The 24,563-nt window shown below is 45.5% G+C and carries 21 protein-coding genes and 2 tRNA genes; 7 read left to right on the forward strand and 16 right to left on the reverse strand.

What is annotated here, in order from left to right; genetic code table 11:
• Positions 1-46: 46 nt before the first annotated feature.
• From MPET_RS09090 to MPET_RS09100, 3 genes are read right to left on the reverse strand one after another with little or no spacing between them, the layout of a single operon-like run.
• A complete protein-coding gene (locus tag MPET_RS09090; RefSeq protein WP_013329727.1) occupies positions 47-889 on the reverse strand; it encodes a thiamine pyrophosphate-dependent enzyme in 843 nt (280 codons plus the stop codon).
• Complete coding sequence (locus tag MPET_RS09095) at positions 889-2,565, reverse strand: 2-oxoacid:acceptor oxidoreductase family protein (RefSeq protein WP_013329728.1); 1,677 nt, start codon at positions 2,563-2,565, stop codon at positions 889-891. The genes MPET_RS09090 and MPET_RS09095 overlap by 1 nt, the downstream gene beginning before the upstream one ends.
• Positions 2,566-2,614: 49 nt before the next feature.
• Positions 2,615-3,355, reverse strand: coding sequence for a hypothetical protein (locus MPET_RS09100; protein WP_013329729.1), 741 nt, complete (start codon positions 3,353-3,355; stop codon positions 2,615-2,617).
• 88 nt (positions 3,356-3,443) lie between these two features.
• Between MPET_RS09100 and MPET_RS09105 the strand changes: the two genes are divergently transcribed.
• Positions 3,444-3,893, forward strand: a complete 450-nt coding sequence (locus tag MPET_RS09105; RefSeq protein ID WP_013329730.1) for a hypothetical protein — start codon at positions 3,444-3,446, stop codon at positions 3,891-3,893.
• A gap of 11 nt (positions 3,894-3,904) precedes the next feature.
• Here MPET_RS09105 and MPET_RS09110 read toward each other — a convergent pair whose 3' ends face one another.
• On the reverse strand, positions 3,905-4,585 hold the full coding sequence (locus tag MPET_RS09110; RefSeq protein ID WP_013329731.1) for a 2,5-diamino-6-(ribosylamino)-4(3H)-pyrimidinone 5'-phosphate reductase: 681 nt from the start codon (positions 4,583-4,585) through the stop codon (positions 3,905-3,907).
• Between the two features lie 122 nt (positions 4,586-4,707).
• Between MPET_RS09110 and MPET_RS09115 the strand changes: the two genes are divergently transcribed.
• Entirely contained in the window at positions 4,708-6,501 is a 1,794-nt protein-coding gene (locus tag MPET_RS09115; protein WP_013329732.1) for a sensor histidine kinase, read from the forward strand.
• Positions 6,502-6,562: 61 nt separating this feature from the next.
• Positions 6,563-7,138, forward strand: coding sequence for a DUF2179 domain-containing protein (locus MPET_RS09120; RefSeq protein ID WP_013329733.1), 576 nt, complete (start codon positions 6,563-6,565; stop codon positions 7,136-7,138).
• Between the two features lie 5 nt (positions 7,139-7,143).
• Here the strand turns inward: MPET_RS09120 and MPET_RS09125 are convergent, their stop codons facing one another.
• From MPET_RS09125 to MPET_RS09140, 4 genes are all read right to left on the reverse strand, one after another.
• Positions 7,144-7,692, reverse strand: a complete 549-nt coding sequence (locus tag MPET_RS09125; protein ID WP_013329734.1) for a DUF7504 family protein — start codon at positions 7,690-7,692, stop codon at positions 7,144-7,146.
• 8 nt (positions 7,693-7,700) lie between these two features.
• Positions 7,701-8,771 (reverse strand): PAS domain-containing protein, encoded by a 1,071-nt coding sequence (locus tag MPET_RS09130; RefSeq protein ID WP_013329735.1) that lies wholly within the window; start codon positions 8,769-8,771, stop codon positions 7,701-7,703.
• Positions 8,772-8,887: 116 nt separating this feature from the next.
• Positions 8,888-8,961, reverse strand: a tRNA-Phe gene (locus MPET_RS09135).
• A 228-nt stretch (positions 8,962-9,189) separates the two neighbouring features.
• Complete coding sequence (locus MPET_RS09140) at positions 9,190-11,001, reverse strand: methyl-accepting chemotaxis protein (protein ID WP_148222213.1); 1,812 nt, start codon at positions 10,999-11,001, stop codon at positions 9,190-9,192.
• Positions 11,002-11,468: 467 nt separating this feature from the next.
• On the opposite strand from MPET_RS09140, the gene MPET_RS09145 reads away from it, so the two are divergent.
• Positions 11,469-12,464, forward strand: a complete 996-nt coding sequence (locus tag MPET_RS09145; RefSeq protein WP_013329737.1) for a DHH family phosphoesterase — start codon at positions 11,469-11,471, stop codon at positions 12,462-12,464.
• Here the strand turns inward: MPET_RS09145 and MPET_RS09150 are convergent.
• On the reverse strand, positions 12,447-13,235 hold the full coding sequence (locus MPET_RS09150) for a hypothetical protein (protein WP_013329738.1): 789 nt from the start codon (positions 13,233-13,235) through the stop codon (positions 12,447-12,449). The genes MPET_RS09145 and MPET_RS09150 overlap by 18 nt on opposite strands.
• Before the next feature lie 15 nt (positions 13,236-13,250).
• Here MPET_RS09150 and metG point away from each other — a divergent pair, with 15 nt between their 5' ends.
• Positions 13,251-15,287 (forward strand): methionine--tRNA ligase, encoded by a 2,037-nt coding sequence (gene metG, locus MPET_RS09155; protein ID WP_394295959.1) that lies wholly within the window; start codon positions 13,251-13,253, stop codon positions 15,285-15,287.
• 442 nt (positions 15,288-15,729) lie between these two features.
• Here metG and MPET_RS09160 read toward each other — a convergent pair.
• The 3 genes from MPET_RS09160 to MPET_RS09170 all read right to left on the reverse strand — a co-directional run bounded on the left by MPET_RS09160 (position 15,730) and on the right by MPET_RS09170 (position 17,000).
• Positions 15,730-15,804 (reverse strand) — tRNA-Arg (locus MPET_RS09160).
• A gap of 66 nt (positions 15,805-15,870) precedes the next feature.
• Entirely contained in the window at positions 15,871-16,263 is a 393-nt protein-coding gene (locus MPET_RS09165) for a DUF473 domain-containing protein (protein WP_013329740.1), read from the reverse strand.
• Between the two features lie 11 nt (positions 16,264-16,274).
• Positions 16,275-17,000: a proteasome assembly chaperone family protein gene (locus MPET_RS09170; RefSeq protein ID WP_013329741.1), complete on the reverse strand. Its 726-nt coding sequence runs from the start codon at positions 16,998-17,000 to the stop codon at positions 16,275-16,277.
• 127 nt (positions 17,001-17,127) lie between these two features.
• Here MPET_RS09170 and MPET_RS09175 point away from each other — a divergent pair, with 127 nt between their 5' ends.
• Complete coding sequence (locus MPET_RS09175) at positions 17,128-17,472, forward strand: DUF5611 family protein (RefSeq protein WP_013329742.1); 345 nt, start codon at positions 17,128-17,130, stop codon at positions 17,470-17,472.
• 42 nt (positions 17,473-17,514) lie between these two features.
• Here MPET_RS09175 and leuS read toward each other — a convergent pair whose 3' ends face one another.
• The 4 genes from leuS to MPET_RS09195 all read right to left on the reverse strand — a co-directional run bounded on the left by leuS (position 17,515) and on the right by MPET_RS09195 (position 23,770).
• Positions 17,515-20,283, reverse strand: a complete 2,769-nt coding sequence (gene leuS / locus MPET_RS09180) for a leucine--tRNA ligase (protein ID WP_013329743.1) — start codon at positions 20,281-20,283, stop codon at positions 17,515-17,517.
• 51 nt (positions 20,284-20,334) lie between these two features.
• Entirely contained in the window at positions 20,335-22,266 is a 1,932-nt protein-coding gene (locus MPET_RS09185) for a PINc/VapC family ATPase (RefSeq protein ID WP_013329744.1), read from the reverse strand.
• 122 nt (positions 22,267-22,388) lie between these two features.
• On the reverse strand, positions 22,389-22,775 hold the full coding sequence (hisI, locus tag MPET_RS09190) for a phosphoribosyl-AMP cyclohydrolase (protein ID WP_048131083.1): 387 nt from the start codon (positions 22,773-22,775) through the stop codon (positions 22,389-22,391).
• Between the two features lie 2 nt (positions 22,776-22,777).
• The gene (locus MPET_RS09195) at positions 22,778-23,770 is read right to left on the reverse strand and encodes an A24 family peptidase C-terminal domain-containing protein (RefSeq protein WP_013329746.1); all 993 of its coding nucleotides are present in this window, start codon (positions 23,768-23,770) and stop codon (positions 22,778-22,780) included.
• 164 nt (positions 23,771-23,934) lie between these two features.
• Here MPET_RS09195 and MPET_RS09200 point away from each other — a divergent pair, with 164 nt between their 5' ends.
• Positions 23,935-24,549: a hypothetical protein gene (locus MPET_RS09200; protein WP_013329747.1), complete on the forward strand. Its 615-nt coding sequence runs from the start codon at positions 23,935-23,937 to the stop codon at positions 24,547-24,549.
• Positions 24,550-24,563: the final 14 nt, after the last annotated feature.

Genomic DNA, 24,563 nt, shown 5'->3' on the forward strand with positions numbered 1-24,563 from the left:
TCGAAGATTGATTTGAAATTATTTAATCCTTGCTGAGACTGCAAAATTAACTGTTCAGGTATTCAAGCACCGCCTTCCTGCGATCTTCGGGATCAGAGGTGGTGTTACTGAATCTCTCTTCAAAGATCTCTCTTTCGGCCCTGTATATCAGCCCGAGCGGGATTCTGGCATCGCTGTTGTAGTCCCACTCCGAGGCTGCTGAGAAAGCCCTGTTGATATCCCCGGTATCTCCCTCGTAATCGTAAACATGCTCGTCGTAGCATTGCGATTTGTTATAGAAGCTCGCACAGATCTGGATCACCTCGATGAAAGAAAATCCCCTGTGGGATATTCCTTTCTTAATCAGGTCCTGGAGATGGTCCATTCTCCCGGTATACCCCCTTCCGATAAATGTCGCACCCGAACAGAGCATCAGCTTCAGGGGATTGAACGGCAGGTCGCTCCCGTCAGGGGGATTTGATTTGCCGTGATAGCTGTCCGGTGAAGTGGGCGTGTACTGCCCGGTGGTAAGGCCGTAGACGCGGTTGTCATGCACGACTACGGTAATATCAAGGTTTCTCTTTGCAGCGAAGAGAAGATGTTCGAGGCCCTCCGCATAGGAATCCCCGTCGCCGACGCAGCATATGACCTTCAGGTCAGGGTTCGCAATCTTGATCCCTGTTGCATAAGGAATCGCCCTTCCGTGCAGGGAGTAGAGGGTGTTGATGTTGAGATAGTCCGCGATCTTGGCGTGGCAGCCGATACCTGTAACAAGAACGATCTGTTCGGGTTTTATTCCCTCCTTCCCGAATTCTTCGATAATATTCTTTATCGAATGAAGGATTGCAAAGTTGCCGCATCCCTCGCACCAGGTATTGGGGGCATCCGTGATCAGGTTCCCGGCAGCCATCACAGCACCTCCTTAAGCCGTTCTTCAAGCGTTTCGATCGTCATCTGCCTCCCGGTGTAATTCAGGATCATAGCGTCGACGGAATACCCGTGGTTTCTTATGATCTCTGCAAGCTGCCCGGTTGAATTGTCCTCGACGACGATCATGCGTTCGTAACCCGAGACCAAATCTTCGAACTGCTTCTCAGGGAAGGGGTGAAGCACCACAGGCTGGACCGATCTCAGCCCCGTCTTCCCGCATACCTCGCTGCAGAGCGGACCGTTGGAGCCCCAGGAGACGACGACGGTTTTCGACTTCTCGTTCCCGGACCTGATGATGCAGTCTTCTTTCTCCATCGCCTCTTTTATGGCATGGTCTTTCAGCATCCGTTTTTCGGCAAGCTTTTCCAGGATCAAAGGATTGTCCGTTGAAATTCCCGATTCGTCATGAGTTTTGCCGTTGATCTTTACAGGCCCGAAATCCCCGGTGAAAAACCCGGCCGGAGATATTCCGTCGCCTGTGAATTTGTACCTGAGGTAATCTCCGTAACCTGCGGCGGCAACGGATGCGGTATAATCATATCTTTCATCTACGACATTAGCCGGATCAAAGCTGTAAAGGGAATCGCCGAGCGTTACATCCGTCAGGACGATGACCGGGATCTGGAACTTCCACGCAAGACCGACCGCCTTTGCAGACCACACAAATGCCTGCTCCGCATTGCCGGGGGAGACTACGATTCGCGGAAACTCCCCGTGTCCTGCGGATATTACATACGGAAGATCGCTCTGTGCAGTATATGTCGGAGCACCCGTCGACGGGGACTGCCTCTGGGCGTTGACGATCACGATCGGCACTTCGGCGATGCCGGAAAACGACAACCCCTCGTTCATCAGGCAGAAACCGCCTCCCGACGTTCCGACCGCGGCTTTAGATCCGCAGCAGGCCATACCCTCGGCCATAAGGATGGCTGCAATCTCCCCTTCGGGCTGAAAAACTTTGATATTGAATTCATCCTTTTTGGACGAGAGAAAATGAAGAATTCCCGAAGCAGGAGACATGGGGTATGCGATATATCCTTCGACTCCACCGTATGCCAGCCCGAGCCCTACGGCTTCACTTCCCGAGACGACTTTATCATTTTTCCTGCCTGCGCCTGCCCGGTTCAGGGATATTTTCTTTTCCGCGTGTTCGAAACCGCTCTTTGCGACTTTCAGGTTCAGATCGCTTTTTACCGGGAATTTGCCCCTTAGGATCGGCTCCACGTGTGACCATTCAAAACCTGCGGATTTGCAGAAGGCACCTATAAGGCATGAATTTATCATGATCGGAATTCCGGCCGCATCCTCTACGATGGAACTTGCAGGAATACCCGTGCCTTCCACTTTTTTCACCCTGTCCGAGTTGAATATTACCACTGTATCCTTGGAAAAATTATCCTTATGGAGGTTTATCGTATTTTTATCGAGGGCAATTGCGATATCGTATCTTCTTTTTATTCCGCCGGGACTTCCTTTCGATGCCCTGATTACTGAAAAATTGTGGCCCCCTTTTATCAGAGACGGGTGATCGAATATCATGAAGATGTTATAACCGCTTTCGGACATTATCTCGGCAATAACCTGCCCGGCCCGGTTTATTCCTTCACCTGCCTTTCCTCCGATCAGTATTTCGATCTCATCTTCAGTTTCTTTCATAAAAACTGAAAAGGGGGGTATGTGATATATTCCTTTTTATTGTTGAAATTCAGCTCTTTACAATCGGGCAGGCGTTCCTGTCGAACGGATTGATCCTCATCTGCAGCGAGAACAGGTAAGGGAAATGCTCGTCGAGATACTCCATATATTCGATCCAGCTTATCACTATTCTCCCGTAAACACGGTTTATGTCTCCCTTAAGGTGGGTAACATCGGTTCCGGGCAGTTCCCTGAACTCCTCCCTGTAGCCGAGCTCCTCCTGTAGATGGAAGACCGCCCTCAGGAGTTCGGTAAAGGATTCGTTCTCGAGAAGGATCGGGTTTTCCAGAAGCCGCAGGAGAAAGTCTCTCTTTTCCATGAGATATTCCTTCAGAGCGGCCATATCATCGAGTGAGAGGTCGGCAGAATAATCGAAATTTTCGCATTTCTTTTTTGCACCGGAAAAACTGTCTTTTCCCCATTCGCCGGTCACATCGAGCATTGAAGAGAGAGTGTTGCAGTCTTTGTCCGCCCTGGTGAAAAGCGATATCAGGTCGTTTCCGGTTTCAGAGAAAAACGTGCCGATTACCATGTTCATCTTCCTCAGTCTTTCTCTCTGCGATCTCATGGTGAGAAGCCTGTTAATTACAAGCGTTACCAGAAGGACGTTTATCGGGAGAAAACCAAGAGAATTGAATACATAATTCACCGTGTCTCCGGGATTCTGAAGGATCAGAAATTTCAGTGAATATATAATCACAGTAACCAGTACAAGAACGATTCCGAGTTTCATTTCCCAGTTCATCTTCATAATTAGACAAATATCCATTTATGGAATAAAAAAATGCCCTTTTCGGAAACACAAAAAAATAAAATACCAGGCATCCATAACAAATTCTATGAAAAAAATTATCTTATCATTTCTGGTTTTGGTGATTTTTGCCTTAATTTTCGCGTGCGGATGTACCGATTCGGGGAGTTCTTCAACATCGGCAGGAACGACTACGGCAACGGAATCTGCACAAGGGTCCGGGTTCTCGCTTAGTCCGACCGCTACGGACGAGATACCATCTGATTACCAGGTCGGAGCAAAGGCGTACAAGGACCCGATCAGCGCAATGATCAATGTCGAGTTCACCGGCGGTAAAGGATTATACATGACCGAATCCGTATCCACGACAGTATATCTCTCTGACGGCAGCACGGTCACCGAAAGTATCGAACCCCAGATGGGCTCCGATGTCGAGATCCAGGGAACAAAAGGGGAAGACAGGGTGACTGTGACCGCAACAATGCAGAACGGCCAGTCCTACAAGATCTTCGACGAGATTATCGGGTACAGGGACTGAATAATCAAAAATCAATTTTTAATTATTTTCCATTTTAAAAGAACGCCTGAATCGATCTTTTCCATGCTGGCAATCTCAAGTTTTGTGAATTCATTCTCGCGAATGAAACCGGTTCCGTCTGCAGGCGTCGGCGCCGATGCTCCCCCGATAATTACGTTCCCTATGCATGTATAGTATTCATCGACCAGGTCATCTTCGAACAGCGACCAGATCAGGCTCCCTCCGCCCTCGACCATCAGTGTTTCAATACCCATTTCGGCAATTTTTGCGAGGAAAATCCTGAGATCCACCCTTTCGTCACCTGCCTGAACTATCTCCGCATATTTTCCGAGTTCATCAATCTTTTTCGGATCTGCAGATTTGGATACCGCAATTATTCTCCTCCCCGGACCTTTATGCAATATTTCTGCACTGCATGGAGTTCTCGCTTTGCTGTCGACGATTATCCTGACGGGATTCTCATCCCTTCCGGAAGAAAGGCGTTTTTCCTTTAACTCCGGTGATTTAACAGTAAGCGACGGATCATCTGCAAGCACGGTTCCAATCCCGACCATAATTGCATCGTTTTCCGCCTTCAGAATATCTACCCGCCTGAAATCATCCTGCCCGGAGATCTTCACCTGTTTTCGCTCAATAGTAGAGAGTTTGCCGTCTGCGCTCATTGCAAGATTTACTGTGACATAGGGAAACATGATCTACAAGATCTTTTTATGCTCTTATAAAAAACACTTCTCAAGCGTTAATAAGTTGAAAAAAACATTAAATCAAATACAAAAATCCTTTATTCTGGTAAGATGAACATCTTTTATATTTTATGAAAGTTGATCAAAACGAAGCCTGTTTCAGTATATCCAATAATTATTCAGATACAGAAATTATCAGGATCTTCGTTATAGCCTGCTTCATTCTTTTGTCGGTATTAGTAAGTGTCCTTGCATTCAATATACCGGAAACGCAATGGAATTACCCGGGGATATTTATCATTCCGCAGATCTATTATATTCCCATACTCCTGATATCCCTGTGGTATCCGAAAAAGGGGATGCAGGCGTCAGTATTATTAATTGCCGGATTTTTAGGCGTTTCATCATATTACTATTACATGGGTCTCCCGGTAGATCCCTTCATTGCCGGCCTTAATGTCGCCATGATCATATGGGTAGTGATAACAACCACGTACCTGGCAGAATCTTCAGGACTTGTAAATATTAAATACCGGGCTTTTTTCAGGAATGCAGGAGCAGGGATGCTTATATTTGATATAAACAATTTCAGGATTCTCGATGCCAATGAAAAAGCCAAAGAGATCCTTGGAGTTCATGATGACGAGATAATCGGAAAAAAGATTGAATCCCTGATCGATATGGATGACCTGGAACCTGAAATGTTCTATGACATTGACAATAAAAAATTCGAACTTTATTCAGGGAACGGAAAAAGAACAATCTCCCTCTCATCGCATTTCAATGATTCACTGGGCCATATAGAGTGTACTATCCTGGACATAACTGAGCAGGAAACAGAAAAAAAGAATGCAAAAGAGATTAAGATGAAGATGCTTGAATTTTTAAGATCTTCCAGTGATCTCATATTTGTCCTGGATCTCAACGGAATTATAAAATCTTTCGACTTGCAGACTGCCGGGGATTATGATATAAAAACGTCGGATTATATCGGGAAACCGGTGGAACAATTTATCCCGGAAGATTCAAAGATAAAATTTTCCAGGTATTTTGAGGAAGTCATCGACACAGGCTGCACAACCACCTTTGAGACGAAGATCAGCATAAAAGGTGAAAATAAGACATTACTGATAATAATAGGAGCAATTACATCCGCCGGAAAGACTGAAGAAGTTCTCGTCGCATTGCATGAAATAGGGAACAACCTCCCCGACAAGGAAGAACTTATTCTTGAGTTTGAAAAGAGAAGATGGGCAAATTTCATCAACACTGCTGCACATGAACTGAGAACGCCGCTCCAGCCCATTTTAGGCTACCTGCACCTGCTTACGGATAAGGATTACCAGGCAGAGATGAGCCCTGAGGTTGCATCCATAATTGAAAAGTGCCTTTTAAGTACTGAAAGAGAATGCGAAATTGTAGAAAAAATACTGGAAGCCGGACTCTCCGAATCATTTAAAATAAACCTGAATGTTGAAGAGATTGAATTAAAACAGCTTGTTGAAGAGATACTGAATATTAACAAAATTCGTTGCAATGCCGAAGTAATTGTCGATCTCAGCGATTCCGTGAGATTCAATGCAGACAGAGATCGAATATATCAGGTCTTTGAAGGTATTATTTTAAACGCGGTGAAGTATAATTCGGATCCCAAAAAAGTGTCAATCAGCTACAGGGAAGACGATTCGAACCATATTATCAGCATTTCGGATAACGGAATCGGAATCCCGCCGGACTCGGTAAATGATATCTTCGAACCGTTTTTTATAAGAAATTCTTCGGACCTCGTCAGGGGAACGGGAAGAATCGGCCTCGGGCTTTCAATTGCGAAGAGATATATCTCCCTTCATAAAGGTGATATCAGAGTTCAGAGTGTTCCGGGTGAAGGAAGCACATTCACTGTAATCCTGCCGAAAAAAATATGATCTGCTCTTTCCGTTATAATTATTTTCTTTAATTTCAATAAAATAACCTTGGAGGATAATCATGATACCGGTGGAAGTCCAGACATACGTAATTCTGCCAATATTCATATTTTTTGCACGAATTGCTGACGTTTCTTTTGGTACGCTGAGGATCATATTCATATCAAGAGGACTAAAGTACCTGGCACCCATAGTCGGTTTTTTCGAGATCAGCATATGGCTTATGGCAATAAGCCAGGTCCTTACAAATATGGGCCACTATTCTGCATTTTTAGCTTATGCCCTTGGTTTCGCAGTAGGTAACTTTGTAGGCATACTTATCGAAGAAAAAGTGGCGATGGGGGTCTCGGTTATAAGAATAATTACCCAGTATTCGGCCTTTGATCTTATAGAATACCTCAAGAGTTCGGGGTTCAGGACCACAAGCACCGAAGCACAGGGCCAGTACGGCAGCGTTTCAATAATCTATACGGTAATTAAAAGAAAACAGATTCCCGAGGTTCTTGACATACTTAAAGAATACAATCCCAATGCATTCTATACAATAGAGGATGTCAGGAGTGCCGGCGGTTCGTTTGCCCAGGTGGCGCCCAAACCGGTAAGAGGAGTCGGCAGATTTTCAAGAAAAGCCAAATAAAATTTTTAGTTTTCTCCGTCTATTACATCATCGATAAAACTCTGAAGCTGTACCAGAGTCGGAGGATCTATCCCTTTTTCAACCGCGAGAAAGATCCCCGACATATCAAAGATTCTTAATTTGCTGGCGATGAAATGAATGAATTTAATCAAATTTTCAGGTGTAATGTAGATAAGCATACTGTTTACCGTATTCAGGAGAACGCATACTTTGTTGTTTTTAGTTTCTTTCAGGACTTTCGATACGGCAATCCCCATGGAAGTCAGGTCCGAGGGAGAACTTACAAATATACAGTTTTTGGAATCTTCAGCCTCTTTTCCTATTGCGTACCTGGTGATTGCATCGATATAGAATACCTTTTCAGTATCGATACCTTCTTTCTGGTAATCTTTTACCAGAATGGAATACGGATTGTTTGTCGTTAACACGATAACAGTGAAACCTTCGCTTGTGACATCTTTTATTATCTCAATGTTCCTCTTTTTCAGCTCCAGGGGCTCGGACAGGACAAGGATCAGGTGGTTTTCCGATATTTCGTCAAGTAAACTTTTCATGATCCGCCTCATTGCAGTAAAAAATCCTTCAATTCATCAGGCATTTCTTTGAAAGAATTCTGAACCGCCCTGTTAAGATCCTGGAGATTTCTGAGGATCTGCTCCGAGTTCTTTATTTCAATCATTAATTCGAGCAGGATCTCTTCCGTCCCGATATCTCCAACATTTATTTTCTCATGGAGTTCATACAGATTGTCCCGTATAATCTCTACAGGGTATTTCAGCCGCATCACAGAATGGCCGATATACCTGAAGATCTCTTCCTGCATCTCCTTTTTTCTTGTTATATCCAGGCCGATTACAACATAGCCGTCAAGGTTTCTGTCATAATCATACATCATTTTGGTATTCCAGAGAACATTCTTTTTTTCTCCGGAACGGGTCAGGATCTCGGTCTCGAACATCTCCCTCTTCTGCGGATCGGAAAAAATCCCGAAGACGTTTTCCTTAACCTGTTTTCTGTACACAGGGTCCGGGTAAAGCTTTTTCCAGATTTCGTCGCTGCCAATAACTTCAGCGGCTTCATACCCGGAGATCTCTTCTGCGAAACGGTTCCATATTCTGATCCTTGCCTCCCGGTCCAGAAATATTATAAACACGTTCGCATTCATCAGGAGGACTTTGAGGCCGGTTTCAGCCCGGATTATATCGGAAATATCCAGGCCGATGATGAAATATCCCTCGCATTCTTCCGCATCGTTCCTGATCTCCTTTGTGTTCCAGGATATTATCCGCTTCTCCCGATCTTTCCGGACGATTCTTGTTTCAAATTTATCAAGACCCATCGTGTTGGATATTATCCGGTCGATTTTTCCGGTTATTTCTTTCCTGTATTCAGGATTAGGGTAAAGTTTAGTCCAGATCTCGTTGCTGCCTATAACTTCTTCGGCAGAATAACCGCTCATTCTCTCGGCCGCCGAATTCCAGATCACTACACGCGTGGCAGGATCAATAAAAGAGATCCAGACATTCGAGTTCATCAGGAGCATTTTAAAAAAATCTTCCCCGAAAACATATTCTAAATTATTTAATGCCTTGTCTCTTTTGTTCTCTTCAGGCCCTGCATCTTTTTTTCCCATAAAACTCCCTCATATGGACAATAAGAATGAGGGGATAAATAGTTTTGGTCGTTTAGGTTGTGATTGATACCAGCGATTACAATTTTTAATATAAACTCAAAAATTAGAGAAATGAGTGCCTCAACCCGGATTTGAACCGGGGACAACCAGATCTTCAGTCTGGCGCTCTCCCGGGCTGAGCTATTGAGGCAGGTGAGCATACAATATTGGTTATTCTGACTAATAAATGATTTGATTTGAGAAGAAATACCCCCAAATATCTTAAATATGATTATTATACTAGGCAATCATCACGCTTTTTTTCCCGAATCATGTTGAAGAATTTTCCGGGGGCATCTCATACGGATGCACAAAAATTTCACGAAAAAAAAGGTATTTAAATTACAAATCTCAAAAAGCTGTTCTGAGAACGTGTCCCTCAAATCTTATACTTTTTCATATCGACGACAACCGCACCTGCAAGCGACGAGACTTCATTGATCGCAACTCCGATCTCTTCCACCGAAGCACTGGTCTCTTCGGCAAGGGCTGCCAGCTCCTCAATTTCCCGGAAGACATCTCCGGTAAGTCCCGTGAGTTCTCTTGTGTTGTTGGAGACATTATTAGCTATCGCAGCCTGTTCGTCAATTGCATGGACAATTGTCTTTATATCCGAATTTATGGTCTCTGCATTGTTTATGATAGTGTTGAGGCCATCGATAGTCTTGTTCACGCTCTCGACACTGTTGATAATCTCTTCATTGGCCCTGTTTATTGCAGAGGCGGTCTTTTCGCTGGATGCCTGGACATCTATTACGACCTTTTCGATATTGTCCGTTGCCGCCCGCGCTTCGCCGGCCAGGTTCTTAACTTCACCTGCAACCACTGCAAAGCCCCTTCCGTGCTCTCCCGCCCTCGCAGCTTCAATAGCTGCATTAAGCGCGAGAAGATTGATCTGCCCTGTAATATCATTAATGAGTTTGACAACACGGCCAACCGTTTTTATCTGCTCAGACAGGGAGTTGATCTCGTCTACACTGCTCTTTGCAATCTCTTCAACCGAATGCATAAGTTCGCGGGAATCATCCCCCGAGGACTGGGCGACCTTCCCTATTTCGACAACATAACCGGTTTTTTCCATAACCTCGTTTGAGGCAGCCGCTATCTCCTGGTTGGATGATGACAATCCTGTTATCTGCTGGTTGATACTGTCGATTCTTTCGTTCAGTTTTCTGGTAAGAACTGCGGAGTTTGATGCGGATTGCGCCACTTTTTCAGTCGCATCGGCCATATCACCGGCTCCCTTGTTGACTTCCATCGAATTGTCATTTATCTTTTCGACAGAACTCTTAACTTCAGATACAAGACCGGAAAACGTCTCTGCAACATTGTTAAGACTTCTCTTTATTGCTGCCATGTCACCTTCGAAGACGAGGCTTTCATCGACTCTGGCACGGAAGTTTCCATTTTCAAACTCATCGGCAATACGCCCTATCTCGGATACCACATCGCTGGTTATCTTACCGAGGTTATTTATGCTGTTTTTCAGAACAAGGAATTCACCCTGGAAATTAGCCGAATCATCTATACGCTTACCAAATCTGCATGATGAATATTCCTCAAGAGTTTCTACCAAATATTCAAAGGGAACTGAATATGCATCCAGAATGCTGTTTATACCTTCGGCAACATTTCTCAGGTCTCCGGAATGGTTTGAGGTCTCGACCCTCTTTTTGATATTTCCCCTTTCCACCTCTTTTGAGATATCAAGGATGTCATCGATTGCTTCCTTCATCTCCTCGTTACGGTTGAAAATGTTCATCGAGGCAGGCAGAAGACTCCCGATGACATTTATCAGGTTTCTCTCCTCCTTTAAAAACGGACCTTCGTAATCTTCGGGCATCTTTTCCAGGTACAGGACATCCAGAAAGCCCTCAATGCCGTTCGCATCGGTAAACGTTACTCTCTGCTTCCACTGGGTTTCCCTGAAATTCGGGCTTTTGATATCATAATTCCTGTACTTAAACCTAGCAACGGTAATCTCGGGATATTGCCAGCCGGGAGGGATCAGTTCGACAACTTTTTTCAGAATATATTCCCTCTTAAGGGACGTATCGAATAAAAAATTTGAGACTCCTTTCACAAGCGCCTGCTCCTTTAAACGCTCATTATACTGATATGCAAGCAATTCCAGTCTTTCTTCTGCAGGTTCCGGAGAAGACATTAACTCTTTTAATCCTTCAAATTTCATTTTTAACACCAAATGCTGACATTTATAGCTCTATGGAAAATTCGCAGATAGCGGCATTTTCCAGATTTCAGTTTTATTAATAATCGTTACTAAAAATCGGATAATATAGCTGATATTACATAAATCACGGGAAATCACATCCTTTCGATTTAAATTTTCAAATATTTTTTGAATGTCAGTTCATATTTTTTAATTCTACAATTTCAAAAGTCAATTTCTAATTCATGACAGTACAAGTAGAAGTATCATTCTACCATTTAAAATCGTTACTACATATGAGTACTTATTCTATATAGCAATCAGACAATAATTAGAGAATTAATTCAATTAATAGAGTCAGTTCAATGGTATTTAATTGATTAAATAAATATCAGTACCAAATCAACACACAGATCAAGTTGTTTCTAAAGACTTTAAGAATGTTATATATTAATATTAAACCTAATTTTTAATAACGGGATTGAAAGATGCTTAAATCAAAGAAAAAAAAGAAAGAAGAAAATCAGGATAAGTTTTTAAGAGCGATAAACGACAGAAAATCTAAGATCATTCATCTTACACATAACGACCTTGATGCAGCAGGCTGCGATGCGATCCACAGGCTAAAATACGGGGAATTATTTACAATCTGGTCCTCGATAAGCAAGTTTGAGGAAAATCTCAAAATAGTTTCAAAGCTGCCTGGGAAAGGGGACACCATAAGCATATCGGATATTGGATATCATAAAAAATCATCCGATTACCTGAAATCTGCGAGAGAAAACGGGTGGAATATAGAATGGAGAGATCACCACCGCTGGAACGATGCGGAAAAAGAAGAGATCTCAAATCTTACGGACTATTTTAAAATTGATACGGAAACATGCGCAACAGGGATAGTTGCCAGGGATCTCATGCCGGGCGATGAACATGCAAAAGAGATCGCCAGAGTAGTCTGCGATTATGACCTGTGGAAACATGAGGACCCCAGATCACGGATTCTCGGAGAAGTAGGAAGCAAGTGGAAAAACCTCGATATGATCAGGGACTGCTTTGTCTCGGGAAAGATCGTCAATAAAGAAATCGAAAAAATATACGAGGAAATTTCAAGGGAAAAAGCGGAAGCAATCGAAAAAAGCATTAAAAAATCCAGGATCTACGAAGGGCGGTACAAAGTCGCATTCGCACCGATGTACGGGTACCCGAGCGAAACCGCACATGCAATAAGGGACAAAATGGACACCGATATTGAGGTGATATTTTCAGACACCGGAAAGTTCTCGATCAGATCTAAGCCGCCTGTAAGCCACCTGATCGCAAGGGAATTTGGAGGAGGAGGACACCCGCCTGCCGCCGGAGGGCAGTTCGATTATTCAATATCAGACAGGATATCTACATTTTTATTCGGGAAAAACAGGCATTTCAAACGCCTGTCCGAGGTGGCGGAAAAATATTATGAAGACACCTCAGGCAACAACAAATGACCTTTCTTTAAGATTCTCCCAGTAATCCGCCCCGCATCCCCTGCAATAACCACCCGAAAGAACAGAATCGGGATCGAATTCGGAAAGAACTCTTTCATAATCACTCTCCCCGGGATCAACTACGGTCACGGAATCTATCTCGTATTCCGGCATTATTTCAAATAATACATCCAGTTTTTCCGGGAACACTGCAATATCCTGCTGGTATTCAAGAATCGAAGAGATCGTTTTCGAACCGCCCGCCGGTGAAAAGAAGAACAACTTCGGATCGGACAATTCCTCAAGCTCAATCTCAGAAAAACGGTCTGAAATAATGATATGCCCTTTTATACCGCGATCTCTCTGCTCACGCATCATCTTCCTGTACACCTCGCACAGGGCTGAGATGAAATCCGCGTGATCGTTGAAGTAATAATCCTGTATCCCGAGGGAAGAAGGTGCGGGCAGTGCCATATAGCATCCTTTTCGTAATTTCCGGACCCTTTGGGCATCCAGCGATATATCATCCGGAACAGGATACGGTTCTGAGCAAAGACAGTCGGATTTAATTCCTCCGATCGATTCGGAGACCCTCGCCGAATAGTAAAGGCCACCCGTACACGGGATATCCACCTTTTTCTGGGCAAGGAGAGATTTTTCGAGATTATAAGAAACCAGATCGCACCGTGATCCCCTTTGTCCTGAAATCCATTTCGCAAGGCCTTTGGAATCGGGTTCGCCCATGTATTCCGAACCAAGAGACCGGAGGACAAGATCATATCTTCTTTTCATGAATATCAGATATTTATACAATTAATAGCTAAAAAATTAGGCATGAATAAATCCCCCGTTCTTGTGACCTGCGGGCTTCCATATACCAACGGCCCGTGCCATATAGGTCACCTCAGAACATACGTTCCTGCCGATTTCTACGTCCGTTTCCTTCGGCATTGCGGAGAGGAAGTGGTCTTTATCTGCGGATCTGACAACCACGGAACTCCCGTCGTAATCAGCTCCGAAGCGGAAGGGATCTCACCCCGTGAAATATGTGAGAGATATCATACTCATTTTTACGAGACTTTCAGGAAGATGGAAGTGATCTTTGACAGGTTCGGGATGACGGACGACCCCGCCAACCATAAGAGAACCAGATCGATTGTCACGGACCTGATAAATAACGGATACATATACGAAAAGACCGTCAGCCAGTGCTATTGTCCGCATTGCGAGATGTTCCTGCCGGACAGGTACGTCGAAGGCACATGCCCGCACTGCGGGGAGAAGGCAAGAGGAGACGAATGCGATCAGGGCTGCGGCAAGCACCTTGAACCCGGCGAAGTTCTGGACCCGGTCTGCAAGATCTGCGGGGAAAAGGCTGAGATGAGGGAACAGGATCACTTCTTCTTCAAACTTGGCGATTTCAATGATTTCCTGAAGGGTTTCCTCCCGGAACTGAAAGGGACGCTCAACGCGAGAAATTACGCGATGGGCTGGATAAACGAAGGTCTGCACGACTGGTGTATTACACGGACACTCGACTGGGGAGTCAAATTCCCGGGAAGAGACGATCTTGTCGTATATGTCTGGGTCGATGCACCGATCGGCTATATGGCGTTCACCGAGGAATGGGCGGAAAAGACCGGCGGGAACTGGGAACAGTTCTGGAAGGGAGACGCACCCATAACCCATTTCATAGGACAGGACATCATTTATCATCACTGCATATTCTGGCCGGCGCTCCTGAAAGGTTCTGGGTATTCGACCCCTTATTCAATAGTCGCCAGCGGAATGGTGAAGATAGATGACAGAACCTTTTCGAAGAGCAGGGGCTATGTCGTCTGGACCAACGACGATTATCTCGATCTCGGCCTGTCGCCGGACTATCTCAGGTATTACCTGCTGTCCTATACGAGCCACACGAAAGAGCTGAATTTTTCATGGAGAGAATTCCAGGCGAGGGTAAACAACGAGCTTGTAGATACTCTCGGGAATTTCATATACAGGACGGTCCACTTCGCATCAAAGAAGCTTGGCGGAATTCCGGATATCGGTGCCGACGAGGAGATCCTTGAAGAGATAAAGAAGAGAACCGCACTTGCAGAGTCTGCCGCAAGGGAGTACGAATTCAAATCCTCTATCGAGGAGATGATGGCTCTTGCATCGTTCGGAAATACATACATCCAGACCAATGCACCGTGGAAGATGATCAAAGAGGACAGAGAAGGAGCGGAAAAAGTAATCCGCAACTGCCTCCAGATAGTAAAGGCACTTGCTCTCCTCTTCGATTCGGTAATTCCTGAAAAGGCACAGAATATCTGGGAGCAGCTTGGTTACGTGGACAAGATTTCCGATCACAACCTATCCGAAGTAACGGACGGATTCAGCGGTACGAAGCTGAACAAACCGGAGATACTTTTTGAGAAGATCGAAGACGAAAAGATTGCCGAATACGAGTCGACCATGAATATGAGGGTCGAACAGGCAAAACAGAAAGAAAACAGAACAACGACAACAAAGGAAGAGAAGAAGATGATATCTATTGACGAATTTGCAAATGTAGAGATGAAGACGGCAAAGATTCTCGAAGCTGAAAAGATCGAAGGATCGGATAAACTCCTGAAGATCCAGGTCGACCTCGGCGATGAAAAGAGACAGATCGTATCTGGTATTGCCAAATTTTACAACCCGGAGGAGCTCATAGGTACCGATGTCATCGTCGTTACAAACCTGAAGCCCGCAAAATTGTTCGGTGTCGAGTCGCAGGGCATGATCCTTGCGGCAGGCGACGAGGCATCGCTTTTAACACCGAAACGCGATGTCTCTCCAGGGACGAAAGTTCTCTAAGAACTACTATTCTCTTATTTTTAGATTTAAACGGGCATAAGCCCCTGCGGGGCAGCCCTATGCTAAATTCGCTACGCGAATTTGCGCAACGGTGATAACCCGGCCTGGACTCTACCCGTTCGAAAGAATACATTTCATGAAACGAACCGGTGACCGAAGGTCGCCCTAGGTTTCGGAAGGGCGAAGCCCTTCGGTTGCCTCGGCCGCGAGAAGAACAATCCCAAAAATGGAGGTTGTCCCGGGTTTCGAAAGGGAGACAGCCCTCCGGTTGCCTCAGACGGGAAAATGGAGCCGGAGGGATGCTTGTCCATCCCGAAGGTGACCTATCGCCACAGAGGGGGTGGGTCGCAGGGAGGGGGAAACTTCCCCCTCCCTTAACCATGAATAATTCAACAAATCTAAGATCTTTCACAGCCCTTCAAAAAAATCATAAAAAAAACAACGGGCCTGGAGGGATTCGAACCCCCGACATCCGGGTTAGAAGCCCGGCGCTATGTCCAGGCTAAGCCACAGGCCCAAACAAAAGATTACCTTATATTATACGCCTGTTCAGGTTAATTAATCTTTTTTTTTCAAAAAAAATTTAGCCGGCATGGAAGACTGCCGACGGGAGAATGTCAACGACAGTCGGTTTGGCCCAGTACCTTCCGTCAACACCCTTCGCAATAGTGTTGTCAACATATTTTACCTGAATTCTGGCCGACATTCTCTCCTTTTCCTCGTAATAATAGGGATTGATATATTCGACCATTCTCTTCATGTTTATCGTTATAGAGAGAACCTCGACGATAATCCCGGGATCGCCCGAGCACACATCATCGAGATCGATATGCGTCATGAACACATGATCGCCGGGGAGAACATCAGTGAGAGTGATAATGTTATGGGCGCTCTGGAGTTCAAGAGTCCTCGGTTTTCCCTTCTTTAATTCCGCTATTACATTCGGGGAAATACCGGTAATTGCTGCAATCTTCATTCCTGCCACCCTCAACCGTACATTGGCAGGTGCTCTTTCTTAGGTACCTGCTGCTGCTCTTCCGTTTTCTGCACCTGTTCCGCCATCTTCTGCATGGTTGCCTCGATCTCTTCGGCCTGCTCCATCAGCGGTTTGACATCGACATTCAACTCCTCATATACCTTGTTAAGCACCTCAAGGACTGAAACTGCCGAACGTGGGTCCGGGGTGTTTACAGTTTCCCCGAGGAATCCAATACAGGGGATCTCAAGGGCCTTGCAATCCGAGAGTATGCTTCCGGGAACGCCGGAGATACTTCCCATCGAAAGGATCTCAGTGTGGTCCTTTATTTTTTCGAGCAGACCCTGTTCGGTCGCGACACCGAACACTCTCTTTTCCAGGGTATTGGTCACAATTCCGGCAATGACATTGATCTCCCCGACATCGTAGTCCTTCAGCCACTGGATAATCGTATTCGACAGTTCATAGCTGATTGTCGGATGAATCGGTATATCCGAAACAAATGCAAACATCGAATCCTTTTCATAAATTCTCAACGGGGCGTTTACAAGTCCGTCCATCATCATTACTATCGGCGGGAAGTACTTGCTTGTGATGCTCCCGACATATTCAAAACCTGCATTATCAACAAGATACTGCATAGAGATGCTGCCAACAAGACCGCTTCCGGGGAAACCGATAAGTGCTATATCGTGCTTGCCTTTTGAAGGCTCAGCTTTAATTCTTATATCTTCCATAAAATCCCCTAATTATCTCATTGGCGAAACAGTTTATATACATTCCCATAATGCACAATTCAAACGGGCAGAATTCGCAAATATCGCGATCTGAATAAATTAATCCGATGAAGGACAATAATACTGCATGCAGGAATACTCCATTAAAAGAGGTTTCAAAGACGGCCTCGAAGAAAGGATGAAAGACGGTCTTGAGAAATATTTCGACGCTGTCGGTACTGAAAAAGACGGACACTATGAGATAGAATTCGGATCGTTCAGCTGCCTTGAAGCATGGATCAACGAAAAAGGAAGCCTCCTGTGTGTCGACACACATTCAAGATCGGACCTATACGATTCATTCTCCGAAGACGAGGCCGACAAGATCGTTCTCGATACGAACAGGAGATTCAGGGACTACCTGGAGTACGTCACCGGCTACAACACGAAAGAACGAAAGAAGAAAGCAACTGAAGCTGTTAAAAACAAATAATCAATAATTTTTGTTCAAATTAATAAAATAAAAAAATTAAATTCATTCGATTACGATCGCCGGCTTGAACGGAAGCGCCTGCTGTGCCTTCTGGTGAGTGCTCTCCTCTGCAGGAACAATATTTAGAGGAAGACCAAACTCCTTTTCGATGAACTCTCTCGCACTTTCGAAGACCTCCTCCTCGTCTATCGAAACAGAAGATATTCTCTCGACAACCTCGGGAGGCAGACGGTGGATCAGGTTTGTAATCTGTTTTGCGGCATCTGTCGCACTCTTTCCACGTTTTCTCATATCTTCGTCCTTCATGATCTCAGAGATCACCTTGCCTTTGTTGTCGGCCATGGAAATCTTTTCAAATATACTGAACTTCCAGTCGGGGGAGATGAAAAGCGTGAGGCCCGAAGGCTCTATCTGGATCAGCTTCATGATCGAATCGATATCCTCGACCGTTCTCGACAGGAGCTCCTCCGCAAGCTCAAGGGACGGATCGATCAGTGACTCATCAGGTTCAGGCCAGGATGAAAACGCGACCTGCCCCTCTCCGCCGATCTCTTCCCAGAGTTTCTGTGCCGAGAAAGGTATGAAAGGTGCAAGCAGCCTGATCCATGAATCGCTGATCTTGTTCACGGCGGCAGACTGGCGGACATCGCCCGGGAGCCTCTTCCTGTACCACTTGAGATCCGACTCTATGGCAAAATATGCCTCCTGAAGCGCCTGGCGGGTCTGGAAAGAGTTCATTGCCGCAGTTGCGTTCTTTATATGCTCCTGCATCCTGGATATGAGCCATGTATCTATCGGGTATTCCCCGTCAGCCTCAAGGCTGTCTTCCACATTATTGATGAAGCGTTCAATCTGTTTTCTTGTCGATGAAACAAGCTCCCGTCTCCAGTCGAAGTCCTGCCAGGGTTCCGCACTTCCGACAAGGAACATACGAACGGTATCAGCACCGACTTCCTCCACGGCATCCTCAAGCAGGATCACATTTCCTTTTGAAGAGGACATCTTCGCTCCTTCAAGGAGTCCCATTCCGAAGACAACCATTCCCCGGGGCTGCAGTTCCTTCGGGAACAGCGCCTTGTGATGGAACAGCTGGAACGTAAGATGGTTAGAGATCAGGTCCTTTGCCGAGAACCTGAAATCATATGGATACCAGTATAGGAATTCGGACCTGAGATCCTCGACCGTCTCCTTGTCGAGAGGCAGACCTTCAGACGAGCCTTTCCCGAGGAATATATAATCGAATACCTCGGGGGTCAGCTTTGCTGCTTCGAGTTTTATCAGCTTGTGCGCAATCGTATAGAAGGCCATATAGATTGTCGAATCCGAGAGCGGTTCGACGAGCCAGTTCTTGTCCCACGGCAGTTTGGTTCCGAGACCTACGCGGCGGGTGCACGCCCAGTCGTTCAGCCAGTCTATCGTCCTGTCGAATTCGGCACGGACTTCGGCGGGTACAATATTTATCTCCTTAAGCTGTTCGTGAACAGCCTCTTTCCATACGGGATCGCTGTACTGCAGGAACCACTGGTCCTTTAAGATCCTCACATAGACCGTTCCGCCGCAGCGGCACATGACGTTGCGCACGTCAAACTCGTACATTACATGAGAGCCGTGCTGTTCCAGCATAATCTGGGAGAACTCTTCACGGGCAACCTTCACCGGTTTTCCGCCGTACTGGGGCAACATACGCCCGCCGGAAAATTCCGCACTGTAGACCTCCTGCGTAAGAGTCTCCATACCGGGATCGTTCTGGTCTTTTATACCCGATCTCTCAACTGCATCCCTTGCGGGGCACTCCCCGTAACCCTCGACAACAATGAGCGGAACGGGTTTTATGGAAGTATATTTCCCTGCGGACTGAAGATCCCTCAGGGCGATATAGTCGAAGGGAGCATGTGCCGGGACACTCATTACGATTCCGGTCGCCATATTGGGATCGACAAAGGTCGCAGGCAGTACAGGTACTTCTCCGCAGAACGGATTCGACACAGTCTGGTCGACCAGTTCCGAACCCTTAATTTCGCCAAGATCTTCTACGACATGATCCTGGAGACCGATCTTTTTCGCCGCCTCGGGAGAGAGAATCCACTTCTGGCCGTCCACCAGGACCTTCCTGTAGATGACATCAGGGTTTATCCAGAGATTTGTAACTCCGTATGTCGTCTCGGGCCTGAGAGTAGCGCACGGGATCAGGAAATCGTTCCACTTAAACATTATCAGTACGAATTTGACTATCTCCGCCTTCTCTCCCTCAAGCAGGTCGTGGTCTCCGACAGGGTTGTCGCACTGAGGGCAGTACTTTACCGGATGTGCCCCACGGACGACATGGTTGCCCTCCATCAGGTGAAGGTACTGCCATTCGATGAATTTGCTGTACTGGGGGTATACTGTAGTAAAGCGCCTTCTCCAGTCGATTGAAAGACCACAGTTGCGCATAATCCGTTCATATTCGCTGCTGAAATAGCGGACAATCTCGTCGGGATCAACGAATTTTTCCAGGACATCTTCGGGAACCCTGTACAGATCGCGGTACAGTTTGATTGTCTTCTCATCCCCGTTTGCGATTCTCCTCGAAATACCGATTACAGGCGTTCCGGTTACATGGAATGCCATCGGGAAGAGAACATGCTTACCACGCATCCTGTAATAGCGTGCGATCACGTCAGGAACTATATACGTCCTGCCGTGCCCTACATGCATCGCACCGCTTGGATACGGATAGGCAACATTTACATAGAATTTATCTGCTTCGCCCGGGTCAGCTTCAAAAATATGCGACCAGGCGTCCCTGTATTCTTTTTCATATTCACGCATGTCAAATTTCGCCAATTAAAACCAGCTCCGAATAATTGATAATAAGTTATTTTATACAGGCCTCAGCCTGATCTCTTCTCCGTCATTATACCTGCGTATCATTTCCTGTGCGATACTGTTGTTTTTGGACATATGGATCTCGCCGTCGTCATTTACCGTGGCGGTGAAGAGGTACTCCTTCCCTCCGAAAACATCCACGATCTTTCCCCTGTTCTCAGGAGAACTGACGATAAGATTCTTCCTGTCGATGCGGATATCGAGGCCGCCCTTTTTACCGGCGTCCCCTGCTGCAGGCATAAGAACGGGTTTGTCATAATCGGCCTCCTTCTTCGGCTGAACTTCCGACGAATATTCACTCATCGGCCGTATATCGATACCGATACTCAATTTATTAACAATAGAGGCGACGTTTTTCCCGCCCTTTCCGATTGCTGCAGGAACATCCTTGTCGTCGATATAAACGACCGCCTTATTCTCATTCTGCATGGAGACTATGATCTTTCCTGCAGTGAAACGGCCGATCTCTCTCTGGATCTCTCTCTCCACAAGCCTCATGGAGATATCTCCGCCTGCCGCTTCCTTCTCCGCTTCCGGCTGTTTTCCCGGTTCGGACAACTCGGTTGCCTTTTCAGAGATCAATATGGTCTCACCGTCATACCTGAAGATCTCGGACTCGACCTTTCCGGTGGAGTAATTGACGACCGATATTACAGGCCTTATCGACAGTTCGTCATCCTCATCAGGTATGAATTCGGGCACTTTGAAATCGAAGAGAAGGTCATAAACTGCTGCGATCTCACCGTCTTTTACGAGAACAATCGTATCGATCACCTGGTTGATTACACCGAATTCGACCCTTCCAAGGAATCTCTGCAGGGCATCCCCGGCATTTGTTGCGTGCACGACGCCCACCATGCCTACACCTGCAAGCCGCATATCTGCAAACACCCTGAAATCGACATTTTTCCTGAGTTCATCGAATATGACGAAATCCGGCCTTATCAGGAGCATGACCTCTGCGGTATTCTCCATGCTTCCTTCGAGTGCGGTGTACTGCGTAATTTTGTCAGGAACCTGGATATCTCTCGGTGCCTCCATAGTCTTGACAACAGAACCCTTTTCAGACAGGAATACCGCTGCACTCTGTGCAAGAGTAGTCTTTCCAGTACCCGGAGCTCCGGTGATAATAATTCCCCTCTTCCCTCCGGAAAGCTTCTTCCCGATAACATCGGCCATCTTGTAGTCGTTAAGCGATCTTTCGACGATGGGTCTTACCGCTGTAATCTCCATACCATCTGAGAACGGCCTCCTGGAGATGGATATACGCATCGAGCCTATCTGAACGATAGTTATACCTCTCTTCTCGAGTTCGATGAATCCGTCGGGATCTCTCTTTGCCCTCTCAAGTATCTCCTGGGACATGTGTTTCAGTTCATATTCGGAGAGAGGCTCTTCCCTGAGATAGATGATTTTGCTGTCGCGAAGCGTCCCCTTCTTTGCCACAGGCTTTGTTCTCTCTTTTAAAAAGACCGCCAGGGTATTCTCATCGAAATAGTTATCGATTGTCAGAGGTGAGAATTCCCCGATCTGGGGTTTTAGGTATAATACATTAATCCCCTTCGCTCTTGCAACCTCGGACTGAACTATATCCGATGTTATAAACAGGGCGTCTTCGTGCTCAAGAGCGACCTTTCGGATTAAAGCATCGATCTCTCCCCCGCTTGCCAGTTTTACCTGGTCAAGACTGGGTCTCTCGCCCACATATTTAATCTCTATAATCCCTTCTTCTGCCAGTTTTGAAAGTTCCTGAAGCTCGGTAAGACCGCTGAAACCGATTTCTCGACCCTGGTTTGCCTGCGCCTCCAATTCTGCTATTACGGCCTCCGGAACAATTATTGTGGCCCCTTTATATTCACCCGAATCCTGAATCATCGAGGTGATGCGTCCGTCTATAACGACGCTGGTATCTGGTACAAGTTTCATTAAAAAACCACCATTAAACTCATGTTGCTAATCATTAATTATACTTTTATTAAAAATCATGAAAAATAAAAAGCCGGAAATCTGCCGGACATATGGTTCCGCTGAAGTGATTCATCCGCCATTTACGGAGATTTTAATTTTTTGTCATTCTTTTTATAAATCAAACCAGGATCAAACATCTTTTTTGCCACCACTTCACCGTCTATTGTCCTGTAAAAACACTTTTCATAGCCTGTATGGCATGCGCCCTTTCCCTTCTGCCTGACCTGGTAGACGAGGGTATCCTCATCGCAGTCGACAAGTATCCTCACAATCTCCTGGACATTGCCGCTCTCTTCGCCTTTCTTCCAGATCTTTCCCCGGCTCCGGGAATAATAATGTGCATAACCCGTGGCAACTGTCTTATTAACTGCATCCTGATTTGCATATGCAAGCATCAGGACTTCCATTGAATCCGCATCCTGTGCAATTACAGGAACAAGGCCGTTATCGTCAAAATTTATTTTCAGCATTATACAACTCCGGCGATCTGCAATAATAAACTGAATATATCACCTATAAAAAACGTGAACAGGAATCCTGCCAGTATGGGAATGATAAACGGAACCCCGAAACTGATCCACACAGAACCGGCCTTTTTGTAGAGTTCCAGCTCTTTTTTGTATTCGGAAGGATTGTTCCGGAAATCCTGGGTATACATCCTCCTTTTTCCCGAGACCATTCTGCCGATTGATGAACTGAACTTCAGGAACTTCCTCTCGATCCGATCGCCGTTTTCTTCAAACTCCTCGATGATATACCCGAAATGATCAGTGATGTCCTTCCCCGGAACAGGGTAACCGATGAACATATACTTCAGCGGAGCCCTGTTCTTTTTAAGGACATTATAGATGAACAATCCCACAGGTACTGAAAGGTTCAACAATACCGCATTGAGCATTACGCTCATCGGGAAGAAGAATGTCACCTCCGGATAACCCCATAAGGGTACAACCGGGAAAAAAGGGATCGTGGAGGATATTATTATCATCGCCGTAGAATCGGCTCCGCCCCAGAGATGCATAACCGAGATCAGCTCGAGGAAGATGCAGAAGATAAACGAGATTAATGCAAATATTGAAAAAAAGTTGATATAGCCGGTAAAATAGCTGAATACCAGAACGGAGGAGGGTATTGATAATAAAAACCATGAGATATATGTCTCCGCCAGGATCTTTTTGTCGAGCTCGGAACTGTCGACCTTTTTGATATAAACAGTATATGCCCAGTCTAAAAAGAGTAGCATAAATGCAATTATAAAGGGAAGGATCGAGAACTGCAAAATATCGATCCCGGCATACTGACCGTAGTTGAGATAGTAAAAAATAATCACCAGAGCACCTGCAACTGCAATTGCAGGAATCCACGTCACAAACGGAACCCTTCTCTGTTTAATGTCCAGATATGAGGCATAAAATAATGTAATCGCAATTGCCAGTGAAGAAATAATAAGAAGTTCAGTCATATATCAAACATTAATTGTTTAACAAGACCTTATTTTTAGTGTTTATTTTTGAAATTATTCTGGTAATAGATATCTTCAAATGTGATTGTATCAGAAACCTTTCTATCTGGAATAGAATATTTCTGATTCAGTCCATAACCGGGGGGACATAAGGGCGGGGATTTATGGAAATAATTGAATTATTTGAAAAGGTTTTGAATGATGCCAATTATGCCGGTGAATTTAATTTTAGTGATCTCAACGGGATAATTGGTGAAAAAAAATATCATGCCCTTGCAGTTCAGACCAGGGGGAAGAGCACCTGCATACTGGTTTTTGTAAACGGCGAAGGAGAGGGGGCGATACAGGTTGACGGCCACGGGATGATGTTCGGGGATAAGGTAGTATATAATATTGATAAAAATGGTTCTTTCAGGTTATTTCTGATTGATAAAAACCTGGCGGAATCTATCTCTGCAAGATCCAGGATTTATGAAAAGAGCCATCTGATGGAGACGGAAAAAACTCGGGACCTCCCTGAATTTTCCAAATTCAGCCTGAAACCTGCAAAAATCACGCTCATAATAACACACGAAGGGCTCCCTGCAGAGGGTCTTAAGGTAAAAATATTCAGGATCGGAGACACCGGACTTCTGGATACCACATCCAAAGAAGGGCATGTCTCATTTGTCCTGCATAAAGGGAAATATGACTGCACAATTACCGACAATGAAAATAGGGAACATAAATACGAGATAATTCAGCCGGGAAGAGACGCAGTCATCAATCTTGAGATATAAATTGGGAGGAGGTG

The sequence above is a fragment of the Methanolacinia petrolearia DSM 11571 genome (assembly GCF_000147875.1).
Classification (GTDB): Archaea; Halobacteriota; Methanomicrobia; order Methanomicrobiales; family Methanomicrobiaceae; genus Methanolacinia; species Methanolacinia petrolearia.

Excerpts from the sequence above, each read along its gene's own strand:
- MPET_RS09145 (WP_013329737.1), top strand. The coding sequence starts at position 11,469 with ATGCTTAAATCAAAGAAAAAAAAGAAAGAAGAAAATCAGGATAAGTTT.
- MPET_RS09125 (WP_013329734.1), bottom strand. The coding sequence starts at position 7,692 with ATGAAAAGTTTACTTGACGAAATATCGGAAAACCACCTGATCCTTGTC.
- MPET_RS09105 (WP_013329730.1), top strand. The coding sequence starts at position 3,444 with ATGAAAAAAATTATCTTATCATTTCTGGTTTTGGTGATTTTTGCCTTA.
- MPET_RS09120 (WP_013329733.1), top strand. The coding sequence starts at position 6,563 with ATGATACCGGTGGAAGTCCAGACATACGTAATTCTGCCAATATTCATA.
- MPET_RS09090 (WP_013329727.1), bottom strand. The coding sequence starts at position 889 with ATGGCTGCCGGGAACCTGATCACGGATGCCCCCAATACCTGGTGCGAG.
- MPET_RS09140 (WP_148222213.1), bottom strand. The coding sequence starts at position 11,001 with ATGAAATTTGAAGGATTAAAAGAGTTAATGTCTTCTCCGGAACCTGCA.
- MPET_RS09175 (WP_013329742.1), top strand. The coding sequence starts at position 17,128 with ATGCAGGAATACTCCATTAAAAGAGGTTTCAAAGACGGCCTCGAAGAA.
- MPET_RS09195 (WP_013329746.1), bottom strand. The coding sequence starts at position 23,770 with ATGACTGAACTTCTTATTATTTCTTCACTGGCAATTGCGATTACATTA.
- MPET_RS09110 (WP_013329731.1), bottom strand. The coding sequence starts at position 4,585 with ATGTTTCCCTATGTCACAGTAAATCTTGCAATGAGCGCAGACGGCAAA.
- MPET_RS09130 (WP_013329735.1), bottom strand. The coding sequence starts at position 8,771 with ATGGGAAAAAAAGATGCAGGGCCTGAAGAGAACAAAAGAGACAAGGCA.
- MPET_RS09200 (WP_013329747.1), top strand. The coding sequence starts at position 23,935 with ATGGAAATAATTGAATTATTTGAAAAGGTTTTGAATGATGCCAATTAT.
- MPET_RS09115 (WP_013329732.1), top strand. The coding sequence starts at position 4,708 with ATGAAAGTTGATCAAAACGAAGCCTGTTTCAGTATATCCAATAATTAT.
- MPET_RS09165 (WP_013329740.1), bottom strand. The coding sequence starts at position 16,263 with ATGAAGATTGCAGCAATTACCGGTATTTCCCCGAATGTAATAGCGGAA.
- MPET_RS09100 (WP_013329729.1), bottom strand. The coding sequence starts at position 3,355 with ATGAAGATGAACTGGGAAATGAAACTCGGAATCGTTCTTGTACTGGTT.
- MPET_RS09185 (WP_013329744.1), bottom strand. The coding sequence starts at position 22,266 with ATGAAACTTGTACCAGATACCAGCGTCGTTATAGACGGACGCATCACC.
- leuS (WP_013329743.1), bottom strand. The coding sequence starts at position 20,283 with ATGCGTGAATATGAAAAAGAATACAGGGACGCCTGGTCGCATATTTTT.
- MPET_RS09150 (WP_013329738.1), bottom strand. The coding sequence starts at position 13,235 with ATGAAAAGAAGATATGATCTTGTCCTCCGGTCTCTTGGTTCGGAATAC.
- MPET_RS09170 (WP_013329741.1), bottom strand. The coding sequence starts at position 17,000 with ATGGAAGATATAAGAATTAAAGCTGAGCCTTCAAAAGGCAAGCACGAT.
- MPET_RS09095 (WP_013329728.1), bottom strand. The coding sequence starts at position 2,565 with ATGAAAGAAACTGAAGATGAGATCGAAATACTGATCGGAGGAAAGGCA.